Source organism: Bradyrhizobium arachidis, from assembly GCF_024758505.1.
In the GTDB taxonomy this organism is placed as follows: Bacteria; Pseudomonadota; Alphaproteobacteria; order Rhizobiales; family Xanthobacteraceae; genus Bradyrhizobium; species Bradyrhizobium manausense_C.
The window spans coordinates 3,224,223-3,238,813 of the sequence record NZ_CP077970.1 but is presented as its reverse complement, the minus strand read 5'-3'; the positions used below and the strand labels follow the sequence as shown (position 1 = coordinate 3,238,813).

Below are 14,591 nucleotides of genomic sequence, written 5' to 3'. Positions count from 1 at the left end.
ACGCCGCAAGCATCCCTGCGCTATCGCATGACCGTCGAGGTCCAGACCCCGAGCGGCCCGAAATCCGGATCGGCCGTCCAGGAGCACGTGGTCTGGCGACCACGCCTGATTCCGCTCCCGGGCGCCGGCGGCTCGGATTGGGGCGGAGGCCACCAGACATTCGGCGAAGCCCCGTTCGTGGATCTCGGCAATGGCGAGGTCTTGTTCGCGACGCTGCGCGATGTGCGATACAACTACGATCGCGAGATCAACACCATCGTCTTCCGGGCTCTCCACATCGACGAGCTCCGCGGGAAGCGGCCCAATGCCGGCGATGCAAGTATTCTGGACGACCTTGCCAGGGCCAGGCCGCTGAACGTGCTCGACCGCAAATACTATCCGCAGCTCGCGACCTTCACCGACATGGCCAACCCAAAGTCCCTTGTCGAAGTGTCCCCCGACAACCTCGCCGCCCGCTTCGGACAGGGCACCACACTCAGCAAGATCACATTTCAGGTCGTCGACCCCGGCACGCCGCTCACGGCAGCCGTCACCGCCCGGTTTCCGGCTCTCGCCGCCGAACGCGGACTCCTCACCCTGCCGCCATCTTAGCGGCGTCTCCTCCGGGCTTCCATTCCGCTAGCGGACTGCTGATTGATGCGGCGCCCGCCTAAGGGCGCTCGGGCGCTCCTTGAAAGCCGGGCAAGACACAAGACAAATGAGGCGCTAACGAACGGCTTTGCCGGCGCGCCTCTTGCCGCCGCCTGGGGCACCTTCGTCAGCGTGCGATAGAGCCGGGTGAGGCAGACGCGTAGGGCGGCCGGTCCCCGGCCCGATCTGAGTTGCCCGTTTGGAACCAATGCCCGCCCATCCGCATATTGGATTGGGATCTTGCAAAACCCAACGGTTAGGACCCGTATGCAGGAGGTTGTGTCATGTTGCGTCGCCGTTTCAAGCAAACGCAATCCCTTGAAGAACGACTTTCCGAACACGCCAGGCGCCTCCGCGAGGAGGCCAAAATGCTCCCAACCGGCGCGGAGCGCGATGCGGCCCTCAGAAGGGCCCGGCAAGCCGAGACGGGCTCGCACTTGAGCGAATGGCTGAGATCACCGGAGCTGCAACCGCCGAAGTGAAGCCCGCCCGGCCGGAGGTCTCTTTCATCTCGGACATCGCCCCGACCTCGGGTGATGGCGTCTGCCCCTGGATGGGACGTCCGCTTTCCATCGTAAAGCAGACGTCCTGCAGCCCTGTGACAATTTCGCCTTGTAACTCAGCGAGCACCGCCCTCGCCGCCAATGTGCTAGGCTGAACGCGATCAGATCCCCCGGGGGGCTCAATGAAGCGGCGCGAGTTCATCACGCTGATTGGCGGTGCTGCGGCCTGGCCTTTCGAAGCACGCGCACAGCAAGCCGCCCGGCGCTACCGCGTAGCGATATTGGGGCCCCTGCCGGCAAGCTTTTTCGATGAACTGGGCAGGGCCGGATTTGCAAAAGGCGGCAATCTCGACATCGACAGCCGTGCCGACGGCGTGGCCGCGGCCTCGTACCCAACGCTCGCCGTTGAACTTGCCCAGGCAAATCCTGACGTCCTGATGGTCGTCGGCACCGAAGCCGCGCGTGCAGCCCAGCAAGCAACGCAACGCATTCCCATCGTGGCGATCGCGGACGATTTGCTCGGCAGCAAGCTCGTCGCCTCCATGCCCCGCCCCGAAGGCAACACCACCGGCGTTGCCATCTTTGCCTTCCAGCTCGACGCCAAGCGATTGGAGTTACTGCATCAGGCGCTGCCCGCTGCGCGACGAATAGCTGTGCTCGCCGACCGCGAGCCAATACCGAACATGAGCGCCCTCGAAAGTGCCGCCAAGAGTTTCGGCGTCGAGATCGTTCCGTTTGCCGCACGCTCCGAGGAGAACATCATCCGTGCGATCGACGCCATGACGAGCGCACGGGTCGAGGCCGTCAACCTGCTGGCATCGCCAATCCTGTCATCCAAATTCCAATCCTTGATCCGCGATCGCCTTGCCCTGCGTCGCCTGCCGGCCATTTATCAATGGCCCGAGCAGGCGGAGGACGGCGGCCTGATAGGCTACGGTCCGCGCATCAGCGCGGTTTTCGACCAATGCGCGCGTCAGGTCGCAAAACTGTTGCGCGGCGCAAAAGTGGCTGACGTGCCCGTCGAGCAGCCGACCAAGCTCGAGTTGGTCGTCAATCTCAAGACGGCCAAAACGCTGGGTGTCGACATCCCGCCGACGCTGCTCTCGCGCGCCGACACGACGATCGAGTGAGTTCGCGATCTTCCGTTGTTGGCCGAACTCGGACCGTGTGATGCCTGCTTGCCCGACGTATCAAGTCGCCAGGGACATCGTTCGTCAGCGTGCGCCAGGCGCCCGACCAAAAATGCGACGGCAGGCTCCAAGGTAAAGCAGACGTCTTGTAGCCCTGTGGCGGTTTCGCCTTGCGACCCGAACGAAACGTGTCTTGGGTGGGGCGCACCAAAATTATTGTGCGCTGTACCCGCCGTCGACGGCTAGAATCGCTCCTGTTACATATGCGGCGGCTGGCGAGGCGAGAAAAATGAAGGGGCCAGCGATCTCTTCAACCGTGGCCCGACGTCCCATGGGAGTGAATGCGCGGATTCGAGCCTCGGTGGCGGGATCGGAATGAATCTCGACGCCGGCCATGACATTGTCGACGTAACCGGGCGCAATGGCGTTCACTCGGATTCCGTGTTTGGCCCATTCCACCGCCAACGTGCGGACGAGTTGATCTATCCCGCTCTTGCTTGCTCCATAGGGTGCAAGACCAGCGATGCCCGCGCGGGCCGCGATCGACGACGTCATAGTCACCGATCCGCCGCGCTGTCCACGTTGGATCCAGGCCCTCGCGGCCTGGCGCGCCGGCAGGAAGGCGCCGCGCAGGTTGACTGCCAGGATCAGATCCCACTCTTCCGGTTCGTAATCCACCGCCGGCTTGATGATGTCGATGCCGGCATTGCAGACAAGCGCATCCAGCCGACCGAACCGCTCGAATGCTGCCGCAACGAGAGCCTCAGCGATATCGAGGCGGCTAACGTCCCCTGGCTGGGCTGCTACCCGGTCGTCTCCGGCCTCAGCGGCGAGCCCTCGGACAGCCGCTTCGGTTTCCTGGGGATCAAGCCCGCCGACGACTACCCGAGCGCCAATCCTCAGGAAATGGCGTGCGATGGCTAGGCCGATGCCGCGACTAGCGCCGGTGACGACTGCGACCATCCCGGAGAGATCGTTGAGGTTTGTCATTGACCGTCCTCGCCAAGAGGCCGACTGGGCCGCCGCCCGTATTGCGAATACACTGAAAATACAAGATCAGGGTCGTTCTACTCAAGCTCTGCGCTTCAGCTTTTGGCCCAACTCCGACCTCGGGCAATGCGCTTCGAGGCAGCTCTTGGGATACGGCAGAGTTTCGTGTCCTGCTCTCCGCCCAAAACAAAAGAGCCTGCGACCGGACCGGCGCAGGCTCGACGTTTCTGGCGATGATGAATGTTTACACCCGATTTGCCCGACGCGTCAACCCGAAATGCGACTATTCCGAAGGAGACCGTGCCGGGCTCGTCCAAGGAACTTCCGTCCTAAACCTGAGTTAGCCGGGAGATTTCAGCAACCGAGCCTGACCTGAGGCGCCGCCTTTCATGACCGAGAACGCCGTCTCCGCCCCCCGACGCCCGGCGCTGATGGTATTGAAACGGCTCGGGCCAGGCCTGGTGACGGGCGCCGCCGACGACGATCCCTCGGGCATCGCCACCTATTCGCAGGCCGGCGCGCAATTCGGCTACGGCTTGCTCTGGACGGTATTTCTGACGACCCCGTTCATGATCGCCATCCAGCTCGTCAGCGCGCAGATCGGCCGGGTCACCGGCAAGGGGCTGGCGGCGAACATCACGCAGGTTGCGCCGCGCTGGCTGGTGCTGACGCTGGTGTCGGCGCTCGTCGTTGCGAACACGTTCAACATCGCCGCCGATATCGCCGCCATGGCGGAGGCGCTGTCGCTGGTGATCGGCGGGCTCAATCACGAGCACGCGCTGATCTTCGCGGCGCTCTCGACGCTGCTCCAGGTCTTCGTGCCCTATCGGCGCTATTCGCCGATCCTCAAATTCATGACGCTGGCGCTGTTCGCCTATGTCGCGACCGCCTTCACCGTCAAAATTCCCTGGAGCACGGCGCTGCTCGCCGCGGTCTGGCCAAAGGTGAACGTCAGCGCCGACTATTTTTTGATGGTGGTTGCCGTGCTCGGCACCACGATCAGCCCATATTTGTTCTTCTGGCAGGCCTCGCAGGAGGTCGAGGAGATGAACGGCAAGCATCGCCGTCCGCTGCGCCGCCATCCGCGCGGCGGCGATCCCGAGCTCGCGCGCATCAAGGCCGACACCACGTTCGGCATGCTGCTGTCGAACGGCGTCGCCTTCTTCATCATCCTGACCACCGCGACGGTGCTCAACGCCAACGGCGTCACAAATATCAGCTCGGCAACCGACGCCGCCGAAGCGCTACGCCCGCTCGCCGGCGACTTCACCTTCCTGCTGTTCGCGCTCGGCATCATCGGCACCGGCATGCTGGCAATTCCGGTGCTCGCCGGGTCGGCGGCCTATGGCGTTGCGGAGATATTTGGATGGCGTGCCACGCTGGAAGCAAAGCCCGACGAGGCGGTGGGCTTCTACACCATCATCGCAGCCGCCACCGCGATCGGCTTCGGCCTCGGCTTCACCGGCATCGATTCCATGCACATGCTGGTGTGGAGCGCGGTGCTCAACGGCATCGTCGCGGTCCCCATCATGGCGATGATGATGGCGATCGTGTCGAACGAGGAGATCATGGGCCGCTTCAGAGCGCGGACATGGCTCATCGCACTTGGCTGGCTCGGTACGGCCGTCATGGCGCTCGCCGTGCTGGCGCTGCTCGGGTCCTTTATGCTTGGCGTCGGCTGACGCCGGGAAAGAGCCGGGCGCGGGCGATGTCGTTGCTGCCGATTGAAACGTGATGGATCATCTGTTGACCGAACCTTTGCGGTGCCGCAGCGTTCGCGCGATGGCGAGCGCGTGGGCCTTGCTCCAAACGTCGCAAGCATACCGCGCGCCCCCTCGGTTACACCGCCAGCTCCTTGCGGACGGCGGCGGCCGAATTGCCGACCTTCTCGACAGCCTTCTGCAACTGCTCGCGCGAGACACCGAGGGCATGCGTCCAGTACTTGACCTCGTAGGCCTCGTGCATGTTGATTTTGCTGCGGTCGGGCTGATCCTTCTTGGTCAGCCTATCCACGCGACGTCTCCTTTCGGGAGGAAACGCGGGCGAATGCGGCCTGTTCCCGATAAGCTGATATCGCGCGGTTGGCGAGCAGCAGCGTGCGCCGTTCGCCCGTGCGAAGCTGATGTTGGATCGAGTCGAGCAGGATGTTGGCGGACGCGTCGGGATCACCCAGTTCTCCCGATTTCTCCAGGAAGCCCCAGGCAATGTAGAAGGCATCTTCAACGAGACAGCGTACCGACATGAGCTGCAAACGCAGCCATGGCGACGCCGTTCCCCGCGTGCGGTGATGCGGCTAAGCGAGCGCGCGTGGCGAACGCGGTCCCTTGCCCGACGCCTTAAGCCGGCGTCAGCGCCGCCGAGATCTGCGAAGCGATGATGAAGGCCGTGAACACGGCCGGCACGCTAATCAGTCTCAGAAACTGGTCTACGGAAAGCATCCCTGTCATCCCCCAAAGACAAAGCGCCCAAAGCGGACCGCACCTACTGCACCCGGTGCGCGGTCAGCTGATCGGCCGTCAGAAGCTGGTCGGAAATGGCGGCCCCACCCATCGTCAGGAGCGCCAGAACTGCAATCATGCCTAAAAACTTCATGGAATCGATGGTCGGTTCGGATTGTGGCTAAAAACGTCAGTGACCGGCGCAATTTCGGGACGATCCCGCGAAAACATCGTGCCGATTTTCAAGTCTGCCCGACCGGCCCGGGCCTTCACGCGCGTCCCCTGTTGGCTTAACAAGTTCCAGGGGTATCCCCGTCTGCCACCGGCCACGCCGCCGGATCAAAAACCAAGAAGGCTCAACGGGCCAGCAGGGAGCGACATGACCAAATCATCAAAAGCAACAAGCGTTGAGATCCTCGCCTGCGACGCCGGCTGGCGAAACTACCATTTCGTCAAGCTGACGACTGAAGACGGCATCGTCGGCTGGAGCGAATTCGACGAGGGCTTTGGCTCGCCCGGCGTCGGCGCCGCGATCCAGCGCCTGTCGAGCCGCGTCGTCGGCCAAAACGTCTTCCAGCACGAGCGCATTCATGCCGAGCTGTTCGCGGCGACGCGTCCCGCAGCCGGCGGCGTGGTGGCGCAGGCGCTCGGCGCGATCGAAAACGCCCTGCTCGATGCCAAGGCCAAGCTCTTGGGCGTGCCCTGTTACCAGCTCCTCGGCGGCAAGATCCGCGACCGCGTGCGGGTCTACTGGTCGCATTGCGCGACCTGGCGGATCAATCACCCGTCCTGGTACAGGCCACCGATCGAAAACCTCGACGGCGTCAAGGCGATGGGGCGCGAGGTGCGCGAGAAGAAGTTCACCGCGCTCAAGACCAACATCTTCTCCTATGACGACGGCAAGCCGACCGGCTGGCGCCCGGGTTTCGGCTCGCCATTTGCGCCCGAGATCAATGTCGACCGCAAGATCCTGCGCGACCTGCACATGCATCTCGAAGCGATCCGCGACGGCGCCGGCCCCAATGTCGACATCCTGCTCGACTGCAACTTCAACGCCAAGACCGAAGGCTATCTGAAGATTCTGCGCACCATCGCCGACCTCGAGATGTTCTGGGTCGAAATCGACAGCTTCAATCCGGAGGCGCTCGGCTATATCAGACGGCAAAGCCCACACCCGATCTCGTCCTGCGAGACACTGTTGGGCTTGCGTGAATTCCTGCCCTATTTCCGCGAGCAGGCGATGGACGTCGCGATCATCGACACGCCCTGGAACGGCGTGTGGCAGTCGATGAAGATTGCCGCGGCCGCGGAGGCCTTCGAGGTCAACGTCGCCCCGCATAATTTCTACGGCCATCTCTGCTCGATGATGAATGCGCATTTCTGCGCCGCGGTGCCGAACCTGCGGATCATGGAGATCGATATCGATCGCCTGGCGTGGGACCGCGAGCTCTTCACCCATGAGCCAGAGATCGTGAACGGTCATCTGATCATTCCGGATCGGCCCGGCTGGGGCACCGAGCCGAACGAAGACGCGCTTCGGGCGCATCCGCCGAAGACGACCGGCGGCCTGCTCAGCTACGGCCGCAAGAGCTAGAGCTACGGCGTCACGGGATTGACGGTCGGGGATCTCTTGGGCCCCGGCTGTGCCGGCTCAATCGGTGATTTCGGATCCGTTGGAATCACCGCTGCGCCCGCAGCCCGCGCCGCTTCGCCGGTTGTGTGATACATCGCGACGTGGGCCGGCTGCACCTTCGCTCTCGCCCACGGTCCGTGGTCGACAAGCAGCATCACCGCAATCGTCACGCCGGCCACGATCAACGCGATCACGCCGGGATGGTGGAGCGCTTCTGCGAGTCCAATGAAATTCCTGACGCGGTTCATCGTCACGGGAGCCGACCTGTGCTGTTTCCTCTCACAGGTTAATTCAACTTCCCCATCGTTGGTTCCGAGTCGTTTGGCCTGAGTTCCCTACTCACCCGCCCCGATCGCATTACTTGGCGTCGGCCGATCGACGATCTGCTGACCGAACAGGCTGCCGATCAGTTCGACCGCGGTGCGCGCGGTACGCCCGCGCTCGTCCAGGAAGGGGTTGAGTTCGACGATGTCGACGGAGCCGACGAGACCGGAATCGTGCAGCAACTCCATAATCAGGTGCGCCTCGCGATAGGTCGCCCCGCCCGGTACGGTAGTGCCGACGCCCGGAGCAACGCAGGGATCCAGGAAATCGACGTCGAAGCTGACATGCAGCACGCCGTCGTTCTCCTTCACCCGCTCGATGAGGCGACGTATCAGCACGCCGACGCCGAACTCGTCCATCTGACGCATGTCGGCAACCCTGATCCGGCGCGCCTGCACCAAGTCTTTTTCCAGCTTGTCGATCGAGCGCGTCCCGAACAGCTCAAGCTGGCCCGGATCGATCGAGGCGCGCGGCTCACCGCCAAGCAGGCCGTCGAGCCCGGGCTCTCCGCACAGGAAAGCGGCCGACATGCCGTGCATGTTGGCCGTGATCGTGGTCTCCGGCGTGTTGTAGTCGGCATGCGCGTCCAGCCACAGTACGAACAGCTTGCGACCGCGCTCCTGCCAGTGACGCGCCATGGCGTTGACCGAGCCCATCGACAGCGAGTGGTCGCCACCGAGAAAGATGGGGATCGCTCCGGTCCTGGCGATCTCATAGCCGCGGCTGCTCAGTGCCCGCGTCCAGCGCTGGATCTCGCGGTAGTGGTTGGCCTTGTCGGGCGGCGTATCGGTCAGGTCGGCAATCTCGGCGACGGAGAGGTCGCCGTACTCGTCCACGTCGAAACCAAGCGAATCCAGCAGCGTCGCAAGGCCCGCCGTTCGGAGCGCCGCGGGCCCCATCAGCGTGCCCCGCTGCGAGGCGCCCATATCGATGGGGGCGCCGAGCAGCGCGATACGCCTGGTACGATCCCATATCGTGCGATCGGTCACGGCCATCTCCTCGGCGATCAAGGTCGAACCTTGATGTATGAGCCTAACAGAGATTCGCATCCGGCGTTTCACGGATAGGCGCTCGCCGCAACGGGAACAAAATCCCCCGCGGCGCATTCCTGTTGCAGGGCCAGCACCCGCCGTTCATTACGGCGCCTGTCGCGGATAGCCAAAGGTCTTTCGACCCGCTGTTCAAAACGAGCGCTCGCGCGGATAGCCAAAGGTGCCGGCCTTGGAAAAACGTATCGCGCGCAGCGGAGGCCTTCCTTGAGCACGGAAATACCGCAAGCAAATCCCCAGCCCGGCGTGGCCGAGCGGGCCGTCGATGCCGCAACCGATGTGTCCCGGACCGTGGGCGAGGTCGCGGGCGGACTGCGCGCCGCGGTCGACCGCCTGACGGCGGCCATCGAGGAGGCACGCAGACCCGGCAGGCCGCTGTCCACCATCGCCGCGATCACGCGCGAGGCGCCGCTGGCGAGCCTGTTCGTGGCCTTCCTGTTCGGCGTTGCCGTCGCGCGACGGCGCTAGAGCATGATCCGGACCCGCCCCGTTAGCGCAAAGTGCGCAGCGGTTTTCCGAAATAATCACTCAGGTCCGCGTTACCTGACTCCTCGCACCTTAGCGATCAGAACAGTTTTGGTCCCCGCCGATCGAGTTGGGCCTCCCAGGTAGCGATCGTGGCAGCGAGCACCATGATCGCGATCCCGATCACACTCACCGCGACCTGGACCATCAGGTTGCCGGACACGTTGGTCAGCACGATCAGTCCGAGGAAGGACAGCAGGACACCGATGCAATACATCGGCAGCGAATTCTCGCCGCAGCGGATCATCGCGATCGCAAACGGGCGCACGGGTCCGTGCAAATCCGGTGGCGTCAGACGCGAAACGACCACCGCCAGTGCCAGGAAATGCAGCAGGCGGACAGGCGCCAGATGACTCTTGTAGATTGGATAGATCAGCTTCGCGACGCCATCCGGTATCAGAACATTCAAAGCGTCGAACTGCCAGCTCAGGGCGATGATCAGGCTGAAGGCGAGATACAGCATCGCCGCAATCAACGTCGCACGCGACTCCACCAGCGGCCGGATCAGATAGGCGCCCCCACCCGCATACCAGGCGCCGAACACGAACAAGAGCTGGAAGGCAAATGGGTTGAAATACAGCTCTCCGCTCGGCCAGGCGGGCATGTGCCAGCTCTGGAGCTGGACCATCAGATACAGCAGGAACGACGCAACCAGCGTCGCCACAGGGATCCGCAGGAGAAGCCACAACATCGCCGGGAATGCGAGATGCAGCAGGACGAAGGTCGGCAGGATGTCGGTATTGACGGGGGCATATTGGAGCAAGAGGGCTCGAACGACGGCCTCGCCCGGATTCTTGAAGAAGACGCCCGTATTGGTTTCGTCGACAAAGCGTTCGCCGCCGCCGACGAGCCATACCACGGCAACATAGGCGACAAGCAGCAGGAGAAACGCGCAATAAATTTCCAAGCTTCGCCGCAGCGCGCGCGTTACGACGGTCAGCCAGCCCTGTTCCTCCAGCGCGCCGCCATAGGCGAGCATGCAGGTGTAACCTGATACGAAGACGAACACTTCGGAGGTATCGCTGAACCCGTAATTGCGCAGCGTCAGCCATGCCAGCGCGTTGTCGGGAATGTGGTCGATGAAGATGAACCAGAGCGCCAGACCACGGCAGGCGTCCAGTCGCAGGTCACGATACCCCTTCTGCGGAGGGGAAGCATTGCGCGATTCCGGTTGCTGCTGCGACACGATCTCGATCAGCCCCACGGCGACGGTCCGTCGCCGCGCATGATAGCGATTCGACGGCGCTTGTCTTCAAGCGGTCTCGAGGATCGCCGGTGCTGCCAGGAACTGCCGCTCGAACGCGTCAGCCGGCATCGGACGGCCGAAGAAATAGCCCTGCCCTTCCTCGCAGCCAATGCTGACCAGGAAGTCGGCAGTGGCGCGGTTCTCGATGCCCTCGGCAATGACGGACAGGCCGAGTTGCTTGCTCAAACCGACGGTCGAACTGACGATCGCAGCATCGTCGGAATCCGTAAGCAGATCGAACACGAACGACCTGTCGATCTTGAGGCCGTCCAGTGGAAACTTCTTCAGATAGCTGAGGCTCGCGTAGCCCGTGCCGAAATCATCGAACAGGATGCGGACGCCTAGCTGCTGAATGCGCTTGAACATGTCGAGCACGCGTTCCTCATCTAGCAGCAGGATGTCCTCGGTGACCTCCAGCTCCAGCAACCCAGGGGACAATCCCGTCGCCTTGAGCAGCTCCGAGACCGCATGCGCAAGGTCGCCGGAATGCAATTGCGACGGCGAGAGGTTGATCGCCACGCGGACGCTATGGCCCGCGAGTTCCCAGCTGCGCGCCTGCCGGCACGCGGTTTCCATCACCCAGTTGGCGATCCGCTCGGACAGAGCGGAGGTATTGACGACCGGCATGAACTCCCCGGGTGACACGTAGCCGCGCACGGGATGACGCCAGCGGATCAGCGCTTCGGCGCCCATCAAGGCGCCGTCGACGAGGTGAACCTGCGGCTGAAAGAACAGCTCGAACTCGCTGCGGTCGGCGGCGTGCGCGAGTTCGCTCTCCAGCGTCAGACGGTTCTCCAGTTCCTGCCTGATGGTGCTCTCGAAGATGACATGGCTGCCGCGACGGATCGCCTTTGCCCGGCACAGCGCAAGATGCCCGTTGCCTAGAAGGTCTTCGGCCGTTGCGCCACCGTCCGGATACACGGCGACCCCGATGCTGATCCTGACACGGTGCTGGCGCGTGCCGGCCACGAGCGGCAACTCGAACGCTCGTGTGACGCGATCGGCAAACTCCGCGACGCCTTCATCCATCTCGCTGCAGTCGAAGGCGATCGCAAACTCGTCGCCGCTGAGCCGCGCAACCACGACCTTGTCATCAACCGTCTTGCGCAGGCGTTCCGCGACGGCCTGCAGCACGAGGTCGCCCGCCGCGTGCCCGAGCATGTCGTTGATCTGCTGGAAGCCATCGAGCCCGAGCACCAGGAGCGCGACCTCGTGCGACTTCAACTCCGCCCCCGCGATCAGACCGACGAGGCCGGAATGCAGCGTGTTGCGGTTGGCGAGGCCGGTCAGGGAATCATATTCGGCGAGGTATTTGACGCGTGCGGCTTCACGCTTTCGCACCGAGATGTCGCGCAGAATCGCGCCATACTGGAATCCTTCGGTGCCCTGCCAGCCTGAGAAGCTCGCCTCGACCGGGAACGTCTCGCCATTCTTGCGGCGTCCCTCGAACTCGACAACGACGGCCCCGCCCGGAACCAGCAACGCCTGACGCGCGGCATCGCGCATCGAAAAGGCCTTGGCGCGTCGATCGGTCGGAGCGGCGCACAGCGCTTCGAAGGGGCGGCCGATCATTTCCGCCGGCATATAGCCGAAGATCGCGCTCGCACCGGGATTCCACACGGTGATCATATGGTTCTCGTCTGTGCAGACGAGACCATCTCCCAGCGACATCGCGATGCGGTGGAAACGGCTTTCGGCGATGCGACCGAGCAGGCTCCGGAAGTCGATCTCGTCAAGTGCGATCGCGGTGAGATAGGCGACGACGGCGATATGGAACAGCGAGGTGTCGATGACGAGCGGCCAATTCGTCTGCACCAGTACGGCGGCGAGCTCCACGACGGCGGCTGATGCAACGAGGATCACAACCCGGACGCCGGGAGCGAGGCGACGCCACGAGACCAACATCAGCAGCGAGAGAATGGCAATGCCGATCGCCATGCCGGCGTCGGACGTCCAGTGCAGCGTCCGCCGTTGCAGGATCGATTCCGTGGCCAGCGCCTGAAGCACGGGCCCCGACACGACGACGCCGTTCGGGACACTGAAGCGATCACCGAGCTCGAGTGCGGTCGCGCCGACGATGACCTTCTTGTCCTTGAGCCGGGCCAGGGCTGCCGCGTCGCCGCGCAGCACATCGGCATAGGAGACGCGCGGAATCGAAGCTGCGCGGATGCTGTAGTCGATCAGGAACGGCGGGCCGTGCTGGGCCCGTCCGGCGAGGACCGCGGCCATCGACAGCAGGAAGGTGCCGTCCAGCTTGTCGCCGAGAGGATAGCGCCTCACGAGCCCGTCTGGCTCGATCGCGACATTGACGACCGCCGCCCAGGACTCATCGCTGAATTGCTTGAGCGGCCGGTTGATGTGAAGGCCACCGCCGTTCGGCGACGGCTGCTTGAAGGACGGCAGGATCGTCGAGCCGCCCGCTTCCTGCAACGCCTTCACGAAGGCGGCATCGGACGCAGCCTCGGACGGCGTACTGAAATCAACGTCAAAGGCAACATCCTGGACCCCGGCACTCTCGAGCTTGCGGAGCATCTGGGCGTGCAGGTGACGCGGCCAAGGCCATACACCGATCCGATCGATCGAAGGAGCGTCGATTGCAACGACGACGATGCTGCCGCTCGCCTCGCGCGATTGCCAGGCGAACCGCAGGTCGGTGAGCGCGCTGCGGAGCGCCCCGTGCCATCCCGTCGACAGCACGATTGCAAGCGCGGTCACCACCAGAATATGCGGCCGATAACGTTTCACCTTGGTCCCCCTGCGCATCACGGTGTGACGTGATGCACTCCCCTGGTCGTTAGGCGGGATGTCAGCAGCTAGTGCCTGCCGCGGCCATAGGCGTGGCCGTTGCCATTGCTGCCGTTACCGCCGCCATTCCCATTGCCGTTGCCGTTGTTGCCCCTGCCGTTCCCGGTGGTGCCGCTGTTACCGTTTCCGTTGCCGGAGCTCCCGCCGGAGGCATCGCTCGACGAACCTGCCGATGTTGCGACAGTCGCCGTCCCGCCGGACGAACTCGAACTGCTGCTGGTGCTGCTCGTCGCCGAACTGCTGCTCAAGCTGACTGCGGTCTGCCCGGTGCTGTTGGAGGCATTCGTCGTGTTGCTTTTCGTGTCGCTCCAGACGGTGTCCGTACTGGATGTATTGGAAGCGCTTCTGGTCGAGATCGATGTGACGGCACCATGGGCGAGCCCATGCGTCGCCTTGTGGATGTTCAGCTTGACCTCGCCGAGCGCGCCCGAGATGCGCACCACGCCGGACTTCGGCGAAGGCGCACCGGACGCATGTTGCGGGCGCGAGGGCGAACCGGTCGCCTTGCTTCCCTTGTCGGTCGCAGCGAGCGCATGGATCGCACGTCCGGTGGCTGCATTGCGCGGCGCCGTCAGGCCGGACTTCGGCACTGGGACCCGCTCGATCGTCGAGGCGCGCGGCTTGCCCTGTTCGATCGGATTGAACGTGCCGGCACCACTCAGGCTCAGCCCCGGCTTGCCGTGCTCGAATGCCGTCGCAGACTGGCCCGGCATCACCTGGGCAATCTGTCCAGTCTTGAAATCAGACACTTCGACCTGGCCGCGGACTACGCCGACCTTGGTGCTCCCGGCACTCACGGTCACGCTGAACTGCGTTCCCTTGACGACGGCGGCAAGGTAGGGCGTCTCGACCTCGAAATGCTTGACGTTGCGCTTTTCGACCTCGAGCAGGATCGAACCTGCTTGCTGCACGATCGTGGTCGAGAGACCGTCCTTCGTCTCGGCAGGCAGTCCGACCACCGAGTTCGGCGAGATCAGGAGCGTCTCCTCACCCCGAACCAGCAGCACGCGTCCGTTGCGTCCGGTGCGAATGGTATCGCCGGGCTTCAGCGCCTCCTCCTGCTTGAGCGAGACCTGTTGTGCGCCATCGGTTGCGATCCAGACGTCGCCGGACGCCTTGCTGACCGACCAGACGCCGCCTTCCGCAGCGAAGGCGCTCGAGCCCATTCCCAGCACCAACGCGGCCATCAAGGTGCGCCGCATTCCATCTCCGCCAAGCATGATGATCCTCAGGCCGCTTGCATCTGGCAGCGAGGCTTACCGGAAATGTTTCAAGATAGAATTAGCTGGAACCCCGACAGGGTGGACGGCCGCATTAA

14 protein-coding genes are annotated in these 14,591 nt (G+C 63.7%); 6 read left to right on the top strand and 8 right to left on the bottom strand.

The annotated features are described in order from the left end of the window. Nucleotides 1-27: 27 nt before the first annotated feature. From KUF59_RS14540 to KUF59_RS14530, 3 genes are all read left to right on the top strand, one after another. On the top strand, nt 28-591 hold the full coding sequence (locus tag KUF59_RS14540) for a hypothetical protein (RefSeq protein WP_212457732.1): 564 nt from the start codon (nt 28-30) through the stop codon (nt 589-591). Between the two features lie 323 nt (nt 592-914). Then, a complete protein-coding gene (locus tag KUF59_RS14535; protein ID WP_249140230.1) occupies nt 915-1,112 on the top strand; it encodes a hypothetical protein in 198 nt (65 codons plus the stop codon). 203 nt (nt 1,113-1,315) lie between these two features. Then, on the top strand, nt 1,316-2,263 hold the full coding sequence (locus KUF59_RS14530) for an ABC transporter substrate-binding protein (RefSeq protein WP_212457733.1): 948 nt from the start codon (nt 1,316-1,318) through the stop codon (nt 2,261-2,263). A 213-nt stretch (nt 2,264-2,476) separates the two neighbouring features. Here KUF59_RS14530 and KUF59_RS14525 read toward each other — a convergent pair whose 3' ends face one another. Beyond that, nucleotides 2,477-3,253 (bottom strand): SDR family NAD(P)-dependent oxidoreductase, encoded by a 777-nt coding sequence (locus KUF59_RS14525; RefSeq protein WP_249140231.1) that lies wholly within the window; start codon nt 3,251-3,253, stop codon nt 2,477-2,479. A gap of 389 nt (nt 3,254-3,642) precedes the next feature. Here KUF59_RS14525 and KUF59_RS14520 point away from each other — a divergent pair, with 389 nt between their 5' ends. Then, nucleotides 3,643-4,935, top strand: a complete 1,293-nt coding sequence (locus KUF59_RS14520; protein ID WP_212457734.1) for an NRAMP family divalent metal transporter — start codon at nt 3,643-3,645, stop codon at nt 4,933-4,935. Nucleotides 4,936-5,092: 157 nt separating this feature from the next. Here KUF59_RS14520 and KUF59_RS14515 read toward each other — a convergent pair whose 3' ends face one another. Continuing rightward, nucleotides 5,093-5,266 carry a DUF3606 domain-containing protein gene (locus KUF59_RS14515; protein WP_212457735.1) on the bottom strand — a complete coding sequence of 58 codons (174 nt, stop codon included), beginning with the start codon at nt 5,264-5,266 and terminating at the stop codon, nt 5,093-5,095. Then, nucleotides 5,259-5,495, bottom strand: a complete 237-nt coding sequence (locus KUF59_RS14510) for a hypothetical protein (protein WP_212457811.1) — start codon at nt 5,493-5,495, stop codon at nt 5,259-5,261. Before KUF59_RS14510 ends, KUF59_RS14515 begins: the two co-directional genes overlap by 8 nt. A gap of 575 nt (nt 5,496-6,070) precedes the next feature. On the opposite strand from KUF59_RS14510, the gene KUF59_RS14505 reads away from it, so the two are divergent. Further along, complete coding sequence (locus KUF59_RS14505; protein ID WP_212457736.1) at nt 6,071-7,285, top strand: mandelate racemase/muconate lactonizing enzyme family protein; 1,215 nt, start codon at nt 6,071-6,073, stop codon at nt 7,283-7,285. Between the two features lie 2 nt (nt 7,286-7,287). Here the strand turns inward: KUF59_RS14505 and KUF59_RS14500 are convergent, their stop codons facing one another. Then, entirely contained in the window at nt 7,288-7,572 is a 285-nt protein-coding gene (locus KUF59_RS14500) for a hypothetical protein (protein WP_212457812.1), read from the bottom strand. Between the two features lie 87 nt (nt 7,573-7,659). After that, on the bottom strand, nt 7,660-8,637 hold the full coding sequence (rocF, locus tag KUF59_RS14495) for an arginase (protein ID WP_212457813.1): 978 nt from the start codon (nt 8,635-8,637) through the stop codon (nt 7,660-7,662). A gap of 267 nt (nt 8,638-8,904) precedes the next feature. Here rocF and KUF59_RS14490 point away from each other — a divergent pair, with 267 nt between their 5' ends. Further along, a complete protein-coding gene (locus KUF59_RS14490) occupies nt 8,905-9,165 on the top strand; it encodes a hypothetical protein (RefSeq protein ID WP_212457737.1) in 261 nt (86 codons plus the stop codon). Nucleotides 9,166-9,262: 97 nt separating this feature from the next. Here KUF59_RS14490 and KUF59_RS14485 read toward each other — a convergent pair whose 3' ends face one another. From KUF59_RS14485 to KUF59_RS14475, 3 genes are all read right to left on the bottom strand, one after another. Then, complete coding sequence (locus KUF59_RS14485) at nt 9,263-10,417, bottom strand: OpgC domain-containing protein (RefSeq protein WP_408918117.1); 1,155 nt, start codon at nt 10,415-10,417, stop codon at nt 9,263-9,265. Nucleotides 10,418-10,474: 57 nt separating this feature from the next. Beyond that, nucleotides 10,475-13,213, bottom strand: a complete 2,739-nt coding sequence (locus KUF59_RS14480) for an EAL domain-containing protein (protein WP_212457738.1) — start codon at nt 13,211-13,213, stop codon at nt 10,475-10,477. A gap of 68 nt (nt 13,214-13,281) precedes the next feature. Further along, a complete protein-coding gene (locus KUF59_RS14475) occupies nt 13,282-14,493 on the bottom strand; it encodes a FecR domain-containing protein (RefSeq protein ID WP_212457739.1) in 1,212 nt (403 codons plus the stop codon). Nucleotides 14,494-14,591: the final 98 nt, after the last annotated feature.

Excerpts from the sequence above, each read along its gene's own strand:
- KUF59_RS14540 (WP_212457732.1), top strand. The coding sequence starts at position 28 with ATGACCGTCGAGGTCCAGACCCCGAGCGGCCCGAAATCCGGATCGGCC.
- KUF59_RS14535 (WP_249140230.1), top strand. The coding sequence starts at position 915 with ATGTTGCGTCGCCGTTTCAAGCAAACGCAATCCCTTGAAGAACGACTT.
- KUF59_RS14530 (WP_212457733.1), top strand. The coding sequence starts at position 1,316 with ATGAAGCGGCGCGAGTTCATCACGCTGATTGGCGGTGCTGCGGCCTGG.
- KUF59_RS14525 (WP_249140231.1), bottom strand. The coding sequence starts at position 3,253 with ATGACAAACCTCAACGATCTCTCCGGGATGGTCGCAGTCGTCACCGGC.
- KUF59_RS14520 (WP_212457734.1), top strand. The coding sequence starts at position 3,643 with ATGACCGAGAACGCCGTCTCCGCCCCCCGACGCCCGGCGCTGATGGTA.
- KUF59_RS14510 (WP_212457811.1), bottom strand. The coding sequence starts at position 5,495 with ATGTCGGTACGCTGTCTCGTTGAAGATGCCTTCTACATTGCCTGGGGC.
- KUF59_RS14505 (WP_212457736.1), top strand. The coding sequence starts at position 6,071 with ATGACCAAATCATCAAAAGCAACAAGCGTTGAGATCCTCGCCTGCGAC.
- KUF59_RS14500 (WP_212457812.1), bottom strand. The coding sequence starts at position 7,572 with ATGAACCGCGTCAGGAATTTCATTGGACTCGCAGAAGCGCTCCACCAT.
- KUF59_RS14475 (WP_212457739.1), bottom strand. The coding sequence starts at position 14,493 with ATGCTTGGCGGAGATGGAATGCGGCGCACCTTGATGGCCGCGTTGGTG.